An 18,220-nucleotide genomic window follows, 5' to 3' on the forward strand; every position below is an offset into this window, starting at 1 on the left:
AGGTGACGTCGCCCGCCAGGCGCGATGGCCCCGGATCGCCGCCGCGCGCGGGGACGTTCGCCCCTTGCCCAGAGTGCGTGTGCGCCGATCGCGACGCCTCCGCAGAACCCGCCCGCAGTGTTGTCAGGCGCCGAGTTCGCCCGGGGTGACCCGACCGGTGGCGGCCGCGCCGACCGGCGCACTGCCGTCCCCGCAGACGCGACGTCCCCGCAGGCCACGGCCTGCGGGGACGGAAGTTCGGCTGCCCGGGCTGCCGGACCGCCGGGGCCGGGGGCTGCCGCCCCCGTACAGCCTCAGCCGCGGTAGATCGCCTCGATCTCGTCCGCGAAGTCCTTCGCCACCACATTCCGCTTCAGCTTCAGCGACGGCGTGATGTGTCCCGCCTCTTCCGTGAACTGGGCGTTCAGGATGCGGAACTTGCGCACCGACTCCGCCTTGGAGACGGCCGCGTTGCCCTCGTCCACCGCCTGCTGGATCTCTGCCAGCAGCTCGGCGTCGTCGCGCAGCGAGGCAGCCGTCGAATCCGCCGGCTTGCCGTGGTCCGAGGCCCAGCGGCCCAGGAATTCCTCGTCGATCGTGACCAGCGCGCCCACGAAGGGACGTCCGTCGCCGACCACCATGCACTCCGCGACCAGCGCGTGCGCGCGGATGCGGTCCTCGATGACCGCGGGAGCGACGTTCTTGCCGCCCGCGGTGACCAGGATCTCCTTCTTGCGGCCGGTGATCGCGAGGTAGCCGTCCTCGTCGAGCGTGCCGATGTCGCCCGTGTGGAACCAGCCGTCGGCCAGCGCCTCCGCGGTCGCCGACTCGTTCTGCCAGTAGCCCTGGAAGAGATGCTCTCCGTGCAGCAGCACCTCGCCGTCGTCCGCGATCCGCACCACCGAGCCCGGCAGCGGCTGTCCGACCGTGCCGATCTTCTGCCGGTCCCACGGGTTGAACGCCGTCGCCGCGCACGACTCGGTCAGGCCGTAGCCCTCCAGCACGGTGAAGCCGATACCGCGGAAGAAGTGTCCGAGCCGCTCGCCGAGGGGCGCGCCGCCGGAGACCGCGTATTCGCCGCGGCCGCCGAGCACCGCCCGCAGCTTGCTGAAGACGAGCCGGTCGAAGACCTTGTGCTTGAACTTCAGCCCGATCGAGGGGCCTTCGGAGGTGCCGAGCGCACGGCTGTAGGAGATCGCCGTCTGCGCCGCCTTGTCGAAGATCTTGCCCTTGCCGTCGGCCTGGGCCTTCGCACGGGCGGAGTTGTAGACCTTCTCGAAGACCCGCGGCACACCGAGGATGAGCGTCGGCCGGAAGGAGGCCAGCTCGTCGGTGAGGTTCTTGATGTCCGGGACACAGCCGAGCTTGATCGGAGCCATCACGGCCGCGACCTCGACCATGCGCCCGAAGACGTGCGCGGCCGGGAGGAACAGCAGGACGGAGCTCTCGCCCGTACGGAACAGGGGCTTGAGGCGCTCCACGAGGTTGCCGCACTCCGCGAAGAAGCTGCGGTGGGTGAGCACACAGCCCTTGGGGCGGCCGGTGGTGCCCGAGGTGTAGACGATCGTCGCGGGGTCGTCCGCCTTGGCGTGCGCGCTGCTCGCGTCGACGGCCTCGTCGGAGATCCCGGCACCCGCGGCGATCAGCGCGTCGACCGCGCCGGCCTCGATCTGCCAGACGTCACGCAGGCCCGGCAGCCGGTCCCGTACGGACTCGACGGCGGCCGCGTGGGCCTCGCTCTCCACGATCACCGCGACCGCGCCCGAGTCGCCGAGGATCCACTGGACCTGCTCGGCCGAACTCGTCTCGTACACCGGCACGGTGACCGCGCCCGCGCTCCAGATGGCGAAGTCCATCTGCACCCACTCGTAGCGGGTGCGGGACATCAGGGCGACCCGGTCGCCGGGCCGGACACCGGCGGCGATCAGGCCCTTGGCGGCGGCGCGCACCTCGTGGAGGAACTGGCGGGCGGTGACGTCCGCCCAGGCTCCCGCCACCTTTCTGCCCATCACCGCGACATCCGGATGCTGAGAGGCATTGCGGCGGATCAGATCCGTCAGGTTGCCGTCCGAAGGGACCTCGTACAGGGCCGGAAGGCTGAACTCGCGCAAGACTGCTGCTCCTCATCGGGCGCCGGCGCCACGGCTCTGTGTGATGCACCGGCTGCGGTCCAAGATCGGGCAGGTGCTCATTGGGGGGTGAGCACGACTGGACTGCCCGGACGTTACCCACCAGTACTCGGTTCCGGATAGGGGGTCCCGGCCAGATGTTCCCTGCGTCACACGTGTATGGCAGTGCTTCGCGCAGAGTAGTCCACCCCCGAGCGCGGTCGGAAGAACGGCTGGTCCCGCCCCCTCTACCCAGTCACGGCGGCGGCGTCCTAGGGTGATCGGCATGCGAGGTATGCGAGTCAATGTGGTCAGTGACGTGCACGGCAACGCCGCTGATCTCGCCACCGCGGGCGACGGCGCCGATGCCCTGATCTGCCTCGGTGACCTCGTCCTCTTCCTCGACTACGCCGACCACTCGCGCGGCATCTTCCCGGACCTGTTCGGCGCCGAGAACGCCCACCGGCTCGTCGAACTGCGCACGGCCCGGCGCTTCGACGAGGCCCGTGACCTGGGGCGGAGTCTGTGGGCCGAGCTCGCCACCGATCGCGAGAGCGCCATCGAGTCGGCCGTACGGCGCCAGTACGCCGAACTGTTCGCCGTCTTCCCCACCCCGACGTACGCCACCTACGGCAATGTCGATATGCCGACCCTCTGGCCGGAGTACGCGCACCCGGGTGTCTCCGTCCTCGACGGCGAACGCGTCGAGATCGGCGGCCTCGTCTTCGGTTTCGTCGGCGGCGGACTGCGCACCCCCATGCGCACGCCCTACGAGATCTCCGACGAGGAGTACGCGGCGAAGGTCGAGGCGCTCGGCGAGGTCGACGTCCTGTGCTCGCACATTCCGCCGGAGGTCCCCGAGCTGACCTACGACACGGTCGCCCGCCGTTTCGAGCGCGGCAGCCGGGCCCTGCTGGACGCGATCCACCGCACCCGGCCGCGCTACTCCCTGTTCGGTCATGTGCACCAGCCGCTCGTCCGGCGGATGCGCGTCGGCGCGACCGAGTGCGTGAACGTCGGGCACTTCGCCTCGACCGGCCGTCCCTGGACGCTGGAATGGTGAGCACGGGCCCTGGGATTCCGACCTGCTGAGGCGCGATAGCCTGCACACCACACCACCCCCGGTCCGTACCCGCACTTCGAGGAGCCGCAGCGATGGCGGAACACACCAGCTCGAGCATCACGATCGAGGCGGCGCCGGCCGATGTGATGGGGGTGATCTCGGACTTCGCCCGCTACCCCGAGTGGACCGGCGAGGTGAAGGAGGCGGAAGTCCTCGCCACCGACGGCAAGGGCCGCGCCGAGCAGGTTCGGCTGGTGCTGGACGCCGGTGCGATCAAGGACGACCACACGCTCGCGTACACCTGGAACGGCGACAACCAGGTCAGCTGGACGCTGGTGAAGTCCCAGATGCTGCGCGCCATCGACGGCTCGTACACGCTCGCCCCCGTCGGCGGCGGCGACCGCACCGAGGTCACCTACCAGCTGACCGTCGACGTCAAGATCCCCATGCTCGGCATGATCAAGCGCAAGGCCGAGAAGGTCATCATCGACCGCGCCCTGGCCGGTCTGAAGAAGCGCGTCGAGAGCGGACCCACCGCCTGATGCGTACGGTCCTCGTCACCGGCCTCGGCGGCGCGGGCCGTACGACCGTCGCCGCGGCGACCGCCCACGCGGCGGCGAAGCGCGACGAGCGCGTGCTCTTCCTCTCCACCGGCCCCGGCGAGGTGCTCGGCACCCCGGTCACCGGCCGCCCCGATGCGCCCGAGGAGATCACGGACGGCCTCTGGGCCGGCCGCGTCGACACCGGCGCCGACTTCCGGGCGGAATTCCTCTCGCTCCAGGAGCGCAGCGCGGCCGCGCTCGACCTGCTCGGCGCCGCACGGCTCGAAGAGGCGGAGCTCACCGAACTCCCCGGCAGCGAACAGTTCGCCCTCCTGCGGGCGCTGACCGTCGCCGCCTCCGGTGACTGGGACACGGTCGTCGTCGACCTGCCGCCGCTGCGCGAGACGATCGCCCTGCTGGTCCTGCCCGAGCAGCTGCGCCGCTATCTGCGCCGGCTGCTGCCGCAGGAACGCCAGGCCGCCCGCGCCCTGCGCCCGGTCCTCGCCCAGCTCGCGGGTGTCCCGATGCCCGCCCAGTGGCTGTACGCGACCGCCGCGCGCTGGGACGCCGAACTGGCCCTCGTCCAGAGCGTGATCGAGTCCGGCGACACCGCCCTGCGTGTGGTCGCCGAACCGGGACCGGCGGCCGCCGCCGCCCTGCGGACCGCCCGCAGCGGACTCGCCCTGCACGGCCTGCGGGTCGAGGCCCTGCTGGCCAACCGGGTCCTGCCGCGGCACTCCGCCGACACCTGGCTCGCCTCCCTCGCGGCCCAGCAGGAGAAGTGCCTGCACGAGTGGTCGCAGGAGTGGCCGCCCGGCACCGCGCTCCTCGAAGTTCCCCACGCGGGCCGCGACCCCCGCGGCCTCGCCGACCTCGCCCTGCTGGGCGACCTCTCACTGCCGGACAGCGGCGGATCGCAGGACGGTGCCGACGCGGGCGCGGACCGCGGCAGCCCCGGGCAGCGCATCGAGGACCGCCGTACCGACGACGGAATCCTCGTCTGGACGCTGGACCTGCCGGGCGCTGTCAAGGGAGACGTCGGCCTGGTCCGCCGGGGGGATGAACTGCTGCTGACCGTCGGACCGTTCCGCAGGATCCTGCCGCTGCCGTCCGTACTGCGCCGCTGCACCGTGGCGGGCGCGGCCCTCGCGGACGGTGTGCTGAGGGTCCGCTTCGCGCCGGACCCGCAGCTGTGGCCGCGCGGGCACTGAACGGGCACCCGCCGTTCGGGTAACGTCGAGCGTACGAGAGCCCGCATCCGGTCAGCCGGTTCATGCCTGTGCAGGAGTACGCCATGAGTGATGCCACCGAGCGTCCCGCAGTCGATGCCGACGCCGACGCCTGGGCCGACGCGTGCGCGGAGGACCTCGAGGCGGAGAAGGCCCGACGCCGCGCCCACTACGGTCAGCCCACCGGGTCCGCCTCCGAGGAACTGCGCCGCCTCCTGGACGCCGTCGCCGACAAGGTGTCCGGGTTCCAGAGCTCGCTGCCCGGCATGGCCGCCCAGAGCGCCGTGCAGCAGCTGGTCGACCAGGCGAAGGCCGCGGTCGAGCCGGTGATCGAGCGCAACCCCCAGATCTTCGACCACCTCGCCGCCGCGGGCGGTGAGCTGCTGGCCGCCTACCGCTCCGCGGTCGAGGGTCACGAGCGCCGCTGGACCCAGGAGCCGCGCACGGCCAAGGACGCCGAGGACCCGCGTGACGACGGGCCCGGACCGAGTGAGCACATCGACCTGGACTGACCGGTCGGGCGCCCGCCCTCGGGTACGGTTGCCGTAGCGGGGCTCGACCGAAAACTGAGGGACACATGGGACTCACCATCGGCGTCGACATCGGCGGCACCAAGATCGCGGCGGGCGTGGTCGACGAAGAGGGCACCATTCTCGAGACGCACAAGGTGCCCACCCCGTCGACCCCCGAAGGCATCGTCGACGCGATCTCCTCCGCCGTCGCCGGAGCCGGCAAGGGGCACGACATCGAGGCCGTCGGCATCGGGGCGGCCGGTTACGTCGACGACAAGCGAGCCACCGTCCTCTTCGCGCCCAACATCCACTGGCGGCACGAGCCGCTGAAGGACAAGGTCGAGCAGCGCGTCGGCATGCCGGTGGTCGTCGAGAACGACGCGAACGCCGCGGCCTGGGGCGAGTACCGCTTCGGCGCCGGCCAGGGCCACGAGGACGTCATCTGCATCACCCTCGGCACCGGTCTCGGCGGCGGCATCATCATCGGTAACAAGCTGCGCCGCGGGCGCTTCGGTGTCGCCGCGGAATTCGGGCACATCAGGGTGGTGCCGGACGGTCTGCTGTGCGGCTGCGGCAGCCAGGGCTGCTGGGAGCAGTACGCCTCCGGCCGCGCGCTCGTGCGGTACGCCAAGCAGCGCGCCAACGCCACACCGGAGAACGCGGAGATCCTCCTCGGCCTCGGCGACGGCACCATCGAGGGCATCGAGGGCAAGCACATCAGCGCCGCCGCACGGCAGGGCGACGCGGTCGCGGTCGACTCCTTCCGCGAACTGGCCCGTTGGGCGGGCGCCGGTCTGGCCGACCTGGCCTCGCTGTTCGACCCCTCGGCGTTCATCGTCGGCGGTGGCGTCTCGGACGAGGGCGAGTTGGTCCTCGACCCGATCCGCAAGTCGTTCCGCCGCTGGCTCATCGGCGGCCAGTGGCGTCCGCACGCCCAGGTCCTCGCCGCCCAACTGGGCGGAAAGGCCGGCCTGGTGGGCGCGGCGGACCTGGCCCGACAGGGCTAGAACCGCCTCTTTCGCACCGCTGCTGATCGCGGGACGGGCCGGAGTGGCCGGCCGGTCCCGCGACAGCCGCGCACAGCTCGCGGCGGTGCCCGGGAACACCCCCCGCACCGTCGTATCGTGCTGGCATGGCGATCACCGCACTGCCCAACTCCCGCACCGAACCCGACGGTTCGGCCGTGATCCGGGTGCTCAGCTACAACATCCGCTCGCTGCGGGACGACGAGGAAGCGCTCGCCCGGGTGATCCGGGCCTGCGAACCCGACCTCGTGTTCGTCCAGGAGGCGCCGCGCTTCTTCCGCTGGCGCAAGCACGCCGCGCGGCTCGCGGCCAGGACCGATCTCGTGGTGCTCAGCGGTGGCGCGACCGCCGCGGGCCCGCTGCTGATGTGCTCACTGCGCGCGACCGTGGAGCGCACGGAGGACGTGCTGCTGCCGCTGACACCCGGACTGCACCGGCGGGGTTTCGCCACCGCGGTCGTACGGTTCGGCGGTGCCCGGGTCGGTCTGCTCAGCTGCCATCTGAGCCTGCAGACGGACGAGCGGCTGGCCCAGACCGGGATGCTGCTGGAGCGGCTCGCCGCCATGGACGTGCCGTACACGATCACGGCCGGTGACATCAACGAGCGGCCCACCGGGCGGAGCTTCACCCGGCTCGCCCGCGAGCTCCAGGACGCCTGGGCGGTCGCACCCTGGGGCGGTGAGTACACCTCGACGCCGGACCGTCCGCACCAGCGGATCGACGCGATCTTCGCCAGTGCGGGGATCGAGGTGCTCGGCTGCGGTGTGCCGCTGGACCTGCCCGGAGTCACCGCGGCGGACCTGAGCGCGGCCACCGATCATCTGCCGGTGCTGGCCGCGCTCAGAATCCCGGCGGCGGGTCCCGCCTGACGGACGGGACCGGCCTGACGATCGCGTCCGTCAGGCGGGACGACGACCTCGGACCGCGGATGCGAGGACCCGCACCGCTCAGACCACCGCTCCGCGGCCCGGGTCGTCCTCGTCCTCGTCGTCGCCGTGCGCCATGCGGGCCACCAGGGTGGCGAAGCCGCCCAGGAAACCGCCCACGCAGATCGTCGTCAGCCACCAGGTCATGTCCCACTGGAGCAGCACCGCGACCAGCATCAGCAGCGGGCCGCCGACCACCGCGAGCCAGGCGAACTTGGCGGTGACGTCCGCCTCGGGCAGCGGCGGCGGCTCCGGCGGCACGAAGTGACCCTCGTCGCTCTCGTCGAGGTCGTCCTCCTTGGCCTCCGCGAGACCGTAGTCCCGGGGACCGCCGACGCCGGGCGCGAAGGTGACCGAGCTGCCCAGCGCGGGCTGGTCCGCGTCCGCGTCCGGGTCGGGATCGGGCTCCCGCTCGGCCTTGGCGGCCTTCGGCGTCTCGTTCACCTCGCTCTCCAGCAGAGCGAGGTCGTCGACCGACTTGAACGGCTTGGCGCCCGGCGGGTCCACCGGCTCGTCGCCGTACCCCGCCACGATGGCGGCCCACGCCGCTTCCTCGTCGATCGGCTGCGGCTCGCGGTCCGCGTCGTGCTGCTCAGCCACCGGTGGTGCTCCCTTTCTTCCCGACACTCGGAGCGAGCCGGCCGATGAACGCGTAACTCTCCTCGAAAATCCGCTCCGCATCGTGGTCCAACGTCGCCACGTGGTAGCTCTGTTCCAGCAGGATCTCCTGAACATCGGTCGAGGAGACCCGGCTGAGGATCCTGGCCGAGTCCATCGGCGGCACGACATGGTCCTGCGGGCTGTGCAGCAGCACCATCGGCTGCGTCACCTGCGGCAGCTCACCGTCGACCAGCCGGAAGAACCGGCGCAGGGAGTGCGCGGCGTGCAGCGGCACCCGGTCGTACCCGACCTCGTCCATGCCTTCCTTGGCGATGTCGTTCGTCAGGCCCTTCGTCGTGCGCACCAGGTGGCGGGCGACCGGCAGGGCGTAGGCGGAGAGGCCATGCACCTTGTTCGCCGGGTTCACCACGACGACACCGCTGATCGCGTCACCGTGCTTGGCGGCGAGCCGCAGGGTGAGCGCGCCGCCCATGGAGAGCCCCATGACGAAGACATGGCTGCACCGGCCGGCGAGCTCACGCAGCTCGCGGTCCACCTCGGCGTACCAGTCCTGCCAGCCGGTGAGCTGCATGTCCTGCCAGCGGGTGCCGTGTCCGGGGAGCAGCGGCAGCGACACGGTCAGCCCGCGCTCCGCCAGGAACTCGGCCCAGGGGCGCAGCGACTGGGGGGAGCCGGTGAATCCGTGACAGAGAAGAACGCCGACCTCTCCGCCCTCGTGGCGGTACGGCTCGGCTCCGGGAAGCACCGGCACCGGGGTCTCCTGTTCTGTGCATGAAGCTCGAAGGGTGTACCTCACCGTACGCGACCGGACCGACACCGACCAGGCCCGTAAGCCCGCCGACGCGGGGATCCGAGGCCTGCGTCGGGTTAAGGTCTGTTCGACAGCAACAGGAGGAATTCGAGTTGATCTACGGCGCCATGAAGTTCTCCATCGGAGGGTCGCTGAAGCTTGCCTTCCGGCCCTGGGTGGAGGGCCTCGAGAACATTCCCGTCGACGGCCCGGCGATCCTCGCGAGCAACCATCTGTCCTTCTCGGACTCCTTCTTCCTGCCGACGATGCTCGACCGCAAGGTCACCTTCATCGCCAAGGCCGAGTACTTCACCTCGCCCGGGGTCAAGGGCAAGCTGACCGCCGCCTTCTTCAAGGGTGTCGGCCAGCTCCCGGTCGACCGCTCGGGCGCGCGGGGCGCCGGCGAGGCGGCGATCAAGGCCGGTCTCGACGTCCTGGAGGCCGGTGGCCTGTTCGGCATCTACCCGGAGGGCACCCGCTCCCCGGACGGCAGGCTCTACCGCGGCAAGCCGGGCGGTCTCGCCCGGGTGGCGCTCGCCAGCGGTGCGCCGGTCATCCCGGTGGCCATGATCGACACCGAGAAGATCCAGCCGCCCGGCAAAGTGGTCCCCAAGCTGATGCGCCCGGGGATCAGGATCGGCGAACCGCTCGACTTCAGCCGCTACCGCGGCATGGAGAGCGACCGCTTCATCCTGCGCTCCCTGACCGACGAGGTCATGTACGAGATCATGAAGCTGTCCGGCCAGGAGTACGTCGACATCTACGCCACCGCCGCCAAGCGGCAGATCGCGGACGCGGAGAAGGCGGCGAAGGCGGCGGCGAAGGCGAAGGCCGATCAGCAGGCGGAGACGACGGACCGGTCGGCGGCCTAGTGCCGTTCCCGGCAAGCTTTGCCCTGTCGCGCAAACATTGCCGGTCGAGGCACTGACGAGCATCGTCCGGACCGGACAGGGGTGGGGGGACATGGTCAAGCGCGAACGCGTCGTGCGGATGTCGGTGGAGCTGCCGCTGTGGCGTGCGCTCGCCGGCTATCGCGTACTGACGATGATCTACGCGGTGCTGCTGCTCGTCTTCATACCCGACAAGTTCGAGCGCCCGTGGGTGGCGATCGTGTTCCTGACGGTGATGGGCGTCTGGACGCTGGCCACGCTGCCCCAGGTCTCCAGCGCCGCCCGCTGCACCAAGCCCTTCCTCGTCGCCGACCTCACTGTCGCGCTCACCGGCATCCTGCTGACACCGCTCGCCGACACCCATGCGCAGCAGATCGACGGACCCACGCTGCCGTCGATATGGACCGCCGGTTCCGTCCTCGCCTTCGCCATCAAGGGCGGCTGGCGATGGGCCGCCGTCGCGTCCTCCTTCGTCGCCGTCGCCAACATCATCGAGCGGGGCGAGCCGAGCCGGGACACCTTCCACAACGTCCTCCTGGTCTGGATCGCCTCCATCGCCATCGGATACGTCGTCGAGGTCGCCCGGGCCTCGGAACGCACCCTCGCCCGCGCGCTGGAGATCGAGGCAGCGACGCGGGAACGCGAACGTCTCGCCCGCGACATCCACGACAGCGTGCTCCAGGTGCTGGCCATGGTGCAGCGGCGCGGCGCCGCCATCGGCGGTGAGGCCGCGGACCTCGGACGGATGGCGGGGGAGCAGGAAGTCGCCCTGCGGACGCTGGTCTCCAGCGGTCTGGTGCCGGCGACCCGCGCCTCCGAGGACGCCTCTCTCGGCGCCGTCGTGCGCACCGTCGAGGACGACGAACCGGACAGCCAGCCCGACGAGTACGATCTGCGGTCGCTGCTCGCCCGGCACGCCGGATCGCGGGTCACGCTCTCCGAGCCGGGCGCTCCGGTGCTGCTGCCGGCGGCCTCCGCCACCGAACTCGCCGCCGCTGTCGGTGCCGCCCTGGACAATGTCCGGCAGCACGCCGGTCAGGACGCCCGGACCTGGATCCTCGTCGAGGACTGGCCGGACGAGGTCGTCGTGACGGTCCGGGACGACGGCCCGGGCATTCCCGAGGGCCGTCTCGCCCAGGCGGAGGGCGAGGGCCGGCTCGGTGTCGCCCTCTCCATCCGCGGGCGGCTGCGGGACCTGGGCGGCACGGCCGAGCTGATCTCGGTCCCGGGCCAGGGCACAGAAGTCGAACTGAAGATTCCACGGGGGAAGGCACACCCATGACGGACCAGCAGACGGACCAGCAGACGATCAAGGTGATGGTCGTCGACGACCACCCGATGTGGCGGGACGCGGTCGCCCGCGATCTGACCGCCGCCGGATTCGATGTGGTGGCGACGGCGGGCGACGGCCCGCAGGCGGTCCGCCGCGCCCACGCGGCCGGCCCCGACGTCCTGGTCCTTGACCTCAACCTTCCCGGTATGCCGGGTGTCCAGGTGTGCAAGGAGCTAGTCGGCGCCCGCCCCGGGCTGCGGGTCCTGGTGCTGTCGGCGAGCGGGGAGCACGCGGACGTCCTGGAGGCGGTGAAGTCCGGCGCGACCGGCTATCTCCTCAAGTCGGCCAGTACCGAGGAGCTCACCGACGCGGTGCGGCGCACGGCCGTCGGCGACCCGGTCTTCACGCCGGGACTCGCGGGCCTCGTGCTCGGCGAGTACCGCAGGCTCGCCTCCGAACCCGTTCCCGCTTCCGGCGGCGACGAGCCGAAGGCTCCTCAACTGACCGACCGCGAGACCGAGGTGCTGCGCCTGGTCGCCAAGGGGCTGTCGTACAAGCAGATCGCCGAGCGGCTCGTCATCTCCCACCGCACCGTGCAGAACCATGTGCAGAACACGCTCGGCAAGCTTCAGCTGCACAACCGCGTCGAGTTGGTGCGCTACGCGATCGAGCGAGGGCTCGACGACGCCTGACGCGGACGTACCGCCGCCGGGGCGACCCTCGTACGAGTGAAACCGGACGAGGGGCGCGGCTCAAACACCGCATCCCGTACAGGAATTGACCTTCCCTCCCATCCCGCAGTGACCTGGATCACCATTAGCGTGACGGTCATAGGGCTCATCAGGCGAAGGGAAGTTTTCCATGCGCGTCGGAGTACTGACCGGGGGCGGCGACTGCCCCGGCCTCAATGCGGTCATCCGTGGCATCGTCCGCAAGGGCGTTCAGGAGTACGCGTACGAGTTCGTGGGCTACCGCGACGGATGGCGCGGGCCGCTGGAAGGTGACACGGTCCCGCTCGCCATCCCGGCCGTGCGCGGCATCCTGCCCCGCGGCGGCACCATCCTCGGCTCTTCGCGCACCAACCCCCTCAAGGCGGAGAACGGCATCCGCCGTATCAAGGAGAACCTCGCCAAGGCGGAGGTCGACGCACTGATCGCGATCGGCGGCGAGGACACCCTCGGCGTCGCCGCCCGGCTGCACGACGAGTACGGCATCAAGTGCGTCGGCGTACCCAAGACCATCGACAACGACCTGTCCGCCACCGACTACACCTTCGGTTTCGACACCGCCGTCGGCATCGCCACCGAGGCGATCGACCGGCTCCACACCACCGCCGAGTCGCACATGCGGGTCCTGGTCGTCGAGGTGATGGGCCGGCACGCCGGCTGGATCGCCCTGCACTCGGGCCTGGCGGGCGGGGCCAACGTCATTCTCATCCCGGAACAGCGCTTCGACGTCGACCAGGTCTGCACCTGGGTGACCTCGCGTTTCAAGGCCAGTTACGCCCCCATCGTGGTGGTCGCCGAAGGCGCCATGCCCAAGGACGGCGACGCGGTGCTCAAGGACGGTTCGCTCGACTCCTTCGGGCACGTCCGGCTCTCCGGCGTCGGCGAATGGCTGGCCAAGGAGATCGAGAGGCGCACCGGCAAGGAGGCTCGCACCACGGTCCTCGGCCATGTCCAGCGCGGTGGCACCCCGAGCGCCTTCGACCGCTGGCTGGCCACCCGCTTCGGACTGCACGCCATCGAGGCCGTGCGGGACGGTGACTTCGGCAAGATGGTCGCGCTCCAGGGCACGGACATCGTGCGGGTGCCGATCGCGGAGGCCACCGCCAAGCTGAAGACGGTCGACCCCAAGCTCTACGAGGAGGTCGGCGTCTTCTTCGGCTGACGGTCCGGCCCGTACCTCGATCACCCGCGCAGACCGGCACGGCTGGGCTGTGGGCCGTATATTCGCCATATCCGGCCCATAGCTCCTATGTCACGCGTTCCGGGAGAGTCCGTGGAGATCCTTGCCTTCGGTGTGCAGGCCGACGAGAAGCCACTCCTGGAGAAGGCCTTCGCGGGACACCACGACATCCACTGTCTCGATGTCTTCCTCACCGAGGACACCGCGCCCATCGCGGCCGGCCACGAGGCGATCTCCACCAGCGTCAACGCGATTCTCGACGCACGCGTGCTCCGACTGCTGGCCGCCGGCGGCACCTCGATGATCGCCCAGCGCTCCACCGGCTTCAACAACATCGACCTCGATGTGGCCGAGGAGCTCGGCCTCACCGTGGCCCGGGTCTCCTCCTACTCGCCGTACTCCGTCGCGGAGTTCGCCTGGACGCTGGCCATGGCCGTCAACCGGCGCATCGTGCGCGCCTCGGGCCGTACCCGCGAATTCGACTTCCGTCTCGACGGGTTGATGGGCCGCGATCTGCGCGGCCGTACGGCAGGAGTGCTCGGCACCGGCAAGATCGGTGAGGCGTTCACCAGGATCGCCCACGGCTTCGGCATGAACCTCCTCGGCTGGGACATCGCCGAGAACCCCGCCTGCGTCGAGCTCGGCATGCGGTACGTCGACAAGGACGAACTGCTGGCCGCGTCCGACCTGATCAGCCTCCATCTGCCGCTGCTGCCCGCGACCCAGCACCTCATCGGCCGGGACGCGCTGCGGGCGATGAAGGACGACGCGATCCTGGTCAACACCAGCCGCGGCGGACTCGTCGACACGGACGCACTCGTCACGGAGCTGCGCAAGGGCCGGTTCACGGGCGTGGGACTCGACGTGTACGAGGCGGAGGCCGGGCTCTTCTTCCTCGACAAGTCCCTGGAGCCGCTCCAGGACGACACCCTGGCGCGGCTGGTCACCTTCCCGCATGTGCTGGTCACCTCGCACCAGGCGTACTACACCGAGGACGCCGTCGGCCAGATCGTCGAGGCGACGGTGCGGAACGTCGACGACTACGCGGCGGGGCGGCGCAACGAGAACGTCCTGGTCCCCGCCGCGCCGCCCGGTACGACCTGAGGGCTGTCCCGCGATCCCCGGCGGGCGCCCGACGACAGCCACGGCCCTCCTCCGTAGCCCTTCGGGCACGGGAGGTGCCCCCACGCTGCGTTGTCGGATCGCCCGCATACGACCGGTACGAGGACGACCTCCCCCAGCCTCCGGCGGGGGTGCCCCCACCGCCTGGCGATGCACCGCATCTGACGCCGCGCGCTGGTCCACCGGGGATGACGGGACAGCCCTTAGCCCGGCTGCTCCACCTGGTCAGGTGCGCCGAAGACCAGATGCGTGGGTTCGAGTGCTCGCAGGAAGGCCGCCGCGTCGAAGAGTTCCCCCGCGGCGGCCACCCCGGTCCGGTCGACCCGGCCGTCCATGATCCGCGTCGCGGCCTCGACGACCAGGGGGGCACTCACCGCGTAGATGTCCCGGCCGGACGCCGTCGCTCGGCGGGCGGCGCCGCCCCGGCGTGCCACCACGTCGACGACGAAGGTCTGTGCCGAGCGCCCGTCGGAGTCCACGGCCGTGGGCGGGGGCGTCGCCGGGTCGCTCAGATCGCGCAGGGGCGCCTCGTTGATGCAGACCCGGATCTCCGGCACGCGCAGATGGCGGGAGATGGTGACCTGGTCGGCCGTGGAGAGCTCGACGACCTGCTGGACGCCCAGGGGCTCCGGGAACCGCCAGGAGTACGAGCGGGGCGGGTCCTCGGGCGCGGTGAGGCGGCCACCGGTGAAGGCCAGCTTCCGCCCGGCGTTGCTCCGTGCGGTCCTGCGTGTCCCCTCCGTCGGCCACCAGCTGTCGAGGGCGATCGCGACCGTGATCTCGTCGGCGTCCGGCCAGTCGCCGATCGCCGCACCGGCCAGCAGGTCGCCCAGCCCGCCGTAGAACGCCATCGCCGGGAGGACCACCACCCCCGCCTCGCGGGCCCGCCGGTCCCGCAGCCGGAACGCCTCCAGGATCGCGGCCTGTTCCGCGGCCACGTCCAGGTACGGGATGCCCGCGCGCAGGGCCGCGTCGATGACGGGGAGCATGGTGACGGCGAACGGGCCCGCGCAGTTGATGACCGCATCCGCGCCCGTCAGCGCGCGGTCCAGCGACGACGGGTCGTCGAGGGACACGACCCGGGTCACGGTCCCCGGACGGCCCTTGGCGGCGGCGGCCAGCCTGGCGGCGTCCCGGCCGACGAGGAGAGGGGTGACGCCGCGTCGGCTCAGTTCCGCTACGACGAAGGCGGCGGTGTGTCCGTAGGCCCCGACGACCGCGACCGTCCGGTGATGTGTGGTCATGCGGCCATGGTCACGGGCCCGGACGCCGACCACGAGTGGCCGAAACGACGAGATGCGTACACTTTCGGACATGAGATCCGTGGCGCTGGCGCTCTACGACGGAGCCATGCTGTTCGAGGCCGCCGCTGCCTGCGAGGTGTTCGGCGTCGACCGCGAACTCACCGACGCCTGGTACGACTTCCGCGTCTGCGGGCCCACGGAGGCGTCGCTGGGCAGCTGGCTGAAGCTCGACACACCGTACGACTACGACGCCCTCGCGGATGCGGACACCGTCATCGTGCCCGCGTGCGGCGACGTCGAGGCCGACCCGCCGGCCGACCTCGTGGACGCCGTGCGCGCCGCCCATGAGCGGGGTGCCCGGCTGGTGTCCCTGTGCACCGGGGCGTTCGTGCTGGCCGCAGCCGGCGTACTGGACGGCCGCCGCGCCACCACGCACTGGGAGCACACCGCCGCGCTCGCGGCCCGCTATCCCCGTATCGAGGTCGACCCGGACGTCCTCTACATCGACGACCGGACCGTGCTGACCTCGGCCGGCAAGGCCGCCGGCATGGATCTGTGCCTGCACATCGTCACCGCCGACCACGGCGCCGCCGTCGCCAACGCGCTGGCACGCCGGCTGGTGGTCCCGGCCCGCCGGGCCGGCGGTCAGGCGCAGTTCGTGGCGGTGCCGGCGGTCGCCGACACCGGCCACGCGTTCGCGGACCTGCTGCACTGGGTGAGCGGGCGGCTGGACGAGCCGTTGACCGTGCCCGACCTGGCCCGTCAGGCGAACATGAGCACCCGGAACCTGACCCGCCGCTTCACCGCCGCCACCGGCACCACTCCCTTGCGCTGGCTGCACACCCAGCGCATCCACCGGGCCCAGGAACTCCTGGAGACGACCGACGACAGCATCGAACTCATCGCCGCTCGCACCGGGATGGGCACCGCGGCCACCTTGCGCCGGCACTTCCATCGCGCCCTCGGGGTGCCGCCGGACATCTACCGGCGCACCTTCCGCACCCACCGCACGGCCACCCCGGCGACCTGACTCCCGTCCTCCCCCGGACGGGACTAGCCCACCAGCACGCCCGCGATCATCGTCGCCGTCAGCGCCGCGCCGTCCATCGTGAGCACCGACTCCGGGTGGAACTGGAGGCCCGCGAAGCCCGGCCCGCGCATCGCGTGCACATCGCCGCTCACCTCGTCCCGGCTCAGCTCGACGCGGTGCATCGCCAGCTCGGCCGCGGTCCGCTCGTCGCACCGTGCGGTGAAGCTGTTGTAGAAGCCCACAGTCTCCTCCCGCCCGAAGAAGTCGATCCGCTCCTGCGCCCCCTGGTGCGGCGCGTCCTTCCTGACGATCTCCAGCCCCAGTTCCGCCGCCATCAGCTCATGGCCCAGGCACACGCCCAGCAGGCCGTGGCGGTGATCGCGCAGCAGATCGGCTGTGAGCGACCGCAGGAAGCGCATCTTCGGATCGGTGGCGTCCGACGGATCGCCGGGACCGGGGCCGAGCACCACCGGGCCCGGGTAACGCAGTGCCGTCTCCCGGAGGCCGGGCTCGTCGTACCGGCGCACCGTCACGGTGAGACCCGTCGAGCGCAGCAGATGCGCCAGCATCGCGGTGAAGGTGTCCTCCGCGTCGATCACCAGCGCGTGGCCGGTCAGATCGGCGCTGCGCTCCTGCATCCGCAGCCAGAACGGCGCGAGGTCGGCCCGGCGGGCGTCCAGCGCGGCGCGCACCCGGGGGTCGTCGGCGAGCCGGGGCCGCTCGGTGTCCTCCGGGGGCCGGCCCGGTCGTACCCCCAGCGCGGCCAGCACACCGGCTGCCTTCGCATGGGTCTCGGCGACCTCGCCCTCCGGGTCGGAGTGCCGCACCAGGGTCGCCCCCACCGGCACCCGCAGCGCTCCCCGGGAGTCGATGTCGGCCGTGCGGATCAGGATGGGGGAGTCGAGCGTCTGCGCACCGCCCGCGTCCGTACCGATCAGGGCCAGCGCGCCCGCGTAGTAGCCGCGGCCGCCCACCTCGTGCCGCTCGATGACCCGGCACGCGTTCTGTACGGGGGACCCGGTGACGGTCGCCGCGAACATCGTCTCCCGCAGCACCTCCCGCACATCGAGCGAGGACCGACCGCGCAACTCGTACTCCGTGTGCGCGAGATGGGCCATCTCCTTGAGCCGCGGCCCGACGACCACACCGCCCATGTCCCCGACCGTGCACATCATCTTCAGCTCCTCGTCCACGACCATGGAGAGCTCCTCGCGCTCCTTGCGGTCGTCCAGGAACCGGAGCAGGCCCTCGGGGGTCGGACCCTCGGGGGGATAGCGGAAGGTGCCGCTGATCGGATTCATCACGACCGTCCCGCCGCTCATCCGCACATGCACCTCGGGGCTGGCGCCGACCAGGGTGCGCTCGCCGGTGTGCACCACGAAGGTCCAGTACGCCCCGCGCTCGCCGGCCAGCAGCCGCCGGAACAGCGCCAGCGCGTCGGCCCGGCCGAAGCCCGGGATGCTGCCGGTGTAGGTGCGGCGGATGACGAAGTTCGCTCCCTCACCGCTGCCGATCTCCTCCTCGACGACCCGCCGGACGATGTCCGCGTACGCCGTGTCGTCCACGTCGAAGGAACCCCCCTCCACCCGGACCGGGTGCGCGGGAAGTCTCTCCAGCGCCTCGGAGAGCGGCATCTCCGTGTACTCGTCGGCGACCAGCACACTCAGCGGCGTGCCGTCGTCGCGCACGTCGAAGCCGCGCTCCCGGATCTGCCGGAACGGCACGAGAGCGAGCGAGGGGCGGTCGGTGACGGGGATGTCGGCGAGCGCCTGCGCCTCATGCACCGAGCCGGTCAGTACCTCGACGGTGTCGTGGTCGCGGCCGGGGGTGCGCCTGCGGAGCAGGGCGAAGGGAGGGCAGTCGTCGTCCAGCAGTCGGGCGAGGGGCATCCGGTGTTCCTTCCGAGTGGGAGGAACGGCCGATTCCCGGAAACACCGAAGGCCGCCCCTCGGGCGGCC

The 18,220-nt window shown here is 71.3% G+C and carries 17 protein-coding genes; 12 read left to right on the forward strand and 5 right to left on the reverse strand.

The genetic code is table 11. The annotated features are described in order from the left end of the window. Window positions 1–293: 293 nt before the first annotated feature. Window positions 294–2,090: an AMP-dependent synthetase/ligase gene (locus RPQ07_RS27140; protein WP_313946818.1), complete on the reverse strand. Its 1,797-nt coding sequence runs from the start codon at window positions 2,088–2,090 to the stop codon at window positions 294–296. Between the two features lie 292 nt (window positions 2,091–2,382). On the opposite strand from RPQ07_RS27140, the gene RPQ07_RS27145 reads away from it, so the two are divergent. The 6 genes from RPQ07_RS27145 to RPQ07_RS27170 all read left to right on the forward strand — a co-directional run bounded on the left by RPQ07_RS27145 (window position 2,383) and on the right by RPQ07_RS27170 (window position 7,327). Then, entirely contained in the window at window positions 2,383–3,150 is a 768-nt protein-coding gene (locus tag RPQ07_RS27145; RefSeq protein WP_313949040.1) for a metallophosphoesterase family protein, read from the forward strand. Window positions 3,151–3,242: 92 nt separating this feature from the next. After that, window positions 3,243–3,692, forward strand: coding sequence for an SRPBCC family protein (locus tag RPQ07_RS27150; protein ID WP_313946819.1), 450 nt, complete (start codon window positions 3,243–3,245; stop codon window positions 3,690–3,692). Next, window positions 3,692–4,903 (forward strand): ArsA family ATPase, encoded by a 1,212-nt coding sequence (locus RPQ07_RS27155; protein WP_313946820.1) that lies wholly within the window; start codon window positions 3,692–3,694, stop codon window positions 4,901–4,903. The genes RPQ07_RS27150 and RPQ07_RS27155 overlap by 1 nt, the downstream gene beginning before the upstream one ends. A gap of 83 nt (window positions 4,904–4,986) precedes the next feature. Then, window positions 4,987–5,433 (forward strand): DUF5304 domain-containing protein, encoded by a 447-nt coding sequence (locus tag RPQ07_RS27160; RefSeq protein WP_313946821.1) that lies wholly within the window; start codon window positions 4,987–4,989, stop codon window positions 5,431–5,433. 65 nt (window positions 5,434–5,498) lie between these two features. After that, complete coding sequence (locus tag RPQ07_RS27165) at window positions 5,499–6,440, forward strand: ROK family glucokinase (protein ID WP_313946822.1); 942 nt, start codon at window positions 5,499–5,501, stop codon at window positions 6,438–6,440. Window positions 6,441–6,565: 125 nt separating this feature from the next. Continuing rightward, entirely contained in the window at window positions 6,566–7,327 is a 762-nt protein-coding gene (locus RPQ07_RS27170; RefSeq protein WP_313946823.1) for an endonuclease/exonuclease/phosphatase family protein, read from the forward strand. A gap of 78 nt (window positions 7,328–7,405) precedes the next feature. Here the strand turns inward: RPQ07_RS27170 and RPQ07_RS27175 are convergent, their stop codons facing one another. Next, a complete protein-coding gene (locus tag RPQ07_RS27175; protein WP_313946824.1) occupies window positions 7,406–7,984 on the reverse strand; it encodes a hypothetical protein in 579 nt (192 codons plus the stop codon). Continuing rightward, entirely contained in the window at window positions 7,977–8,756 is a 780-nt protein-coding gene (locus RPQ07_RS27180; RefSeq protein ID WP_313946825.1) for an alpha/beta hydrolase, read from the reverse strand. Before RPQ07_RS27180 ends, RPQ07_RS27175 begins: the two co-directional genes overlap by 8 nt. 152 nt (window positions 8,757–8,908) lie before the next feature. On the opposite strand from RPQ07_RS27180, the gene RPQ07_RS27185 reads away from it, so the two are divergent. The 5 genes from RPQ07_RS27185 to RPQ07_RS27205 all read left to right on the forward strand — a co-directional run bounded on the left by RPQ07_RS27185 (window position 8,909) and on the right by RPQ07_RS27205 (window position 13,970). Further along, window positions 8,909–9,667 carry a lysophospholipid acyltransferase family protein gene (locus RPQ07_RS27185; protein ID WP_313946826.1) on the forward strand — a complete coding sequence of 253 codons (759 nt, stop codon included), beginning with the start codon at window positions 8,909–8,911 and terminating at the stop codon, window positions 9,665–9,667. A 91-nt stretch (window positions 9,668–9,758) separates the two neighbouring features. Then, window positions 9,759–10,967 carry a MacS family sensor histidine kinase gene (gene macS / locus RPQ07_RS27190; protein ID WP_313946827.1) on the forward strand — a complete coding sequence of 403 codons (1,209 nt, stop codon included), beginning with the start codon at window positions 9,759–9,761 and terminating at the stop codon, window positions 10,965–10,967. Continuing rightward, a complete protein-coding gene (locus RPQ07_RS27195; protein ID WP_313946828.1) occupies window positions 10,964–11,650 on the forward strand; it encodes a response regulator transcription factor in 687 nt (228 codons plus the stop codon). The genes macS and RPQ07_RS27195 overlap by 4 nt, the downstream gene beginning before the upstream one ends. A 169-nt stretch (window positions 11,651–11,819) precedes the next feature. Next, complete coding sequence (locus RPQ07_RS27200) at window positions 11,820–12,848, forward strand: 6-phosphofructokinase (RefSeq protein WP_313946829.1); 1,029 nt, start codon at window positions 11,820–11,822, stop codon at window positions 12,846–12,848. A gap of 111 nt (window positions 12,849–12,959) precedes the next feature. After that, window positions 12,960–13,970, forward strand: coding sequence for a 2-hydroxyacid dehydrogenase (locus RPQ07_RS27205; protein WP_313946830.1), 1,011 nt, complete (start codon window positions 12,960–12,962; stop codon window positions 13,968–13,970). Between the two features lie 221 nt (window positions 13,971–14,191). Here RPQ07_RS27205 and RPQ07_RS27210 read toward each other — a convergent pair whose 3' ends face one another. Beyond that, entirely contained in the window at window positions 14,192–15,232 is a 1,041-nt protein-coding gene (locus RPQ07_RS27210; RefSeq protein WP_313946831.1) for a saccharopine dehydrogenase family protein, read from the reverse strand. Window positions 15,233–15,302: 70 nt separating this feature from the next. Between RPQ07_RS27210 and RPQ07_RS27215 the strand changes: the two genes are divergently transcribed. Next, window positions 15,303–16,262, forward strand: coding sequence for a helix-turn-helix domain-containing protein (locus RPQ07_RS27215; RefSeq protein ID WP_313946832.1), 960 nt, complete (start codon window positions 15,303–15,305; stop codon window positions 16,260–16,262). A 23-nt stretch (window positions 16,263–16,285) separates the two neighbouring features. On the opposite strand, the gene RPQ07_RS27220 is transcribed toward RPQ07_RS27215, so the two are convergent. After that, the gene (locus RPQ07_RS27220) at window positions 16,286–18,151 is read right to left on the reverse strand and encodes an anthranilate synthase family protein (RefSeq protein ID WP_313946833.1); all 1,866 of its coding nucleotides are present in this window, start codon (window positions 18,149–18,151) and stop codon (window positions 16,286–16,288) included. Window positions 18,152–18,220 lie beyond the last annotated feature (69 nt).

It is taken from the genome of Streptomyces sp. AM8-1-1 (genome assembly GCF_032229325.1).
Taxonomy (GTDB): domain Bacteria; phylum Actinomycetota; class Actinomycetes; order Streptomycetales; family Streptomycetaceae; genus Streptomyces; species Streptomyces achmelvichensis.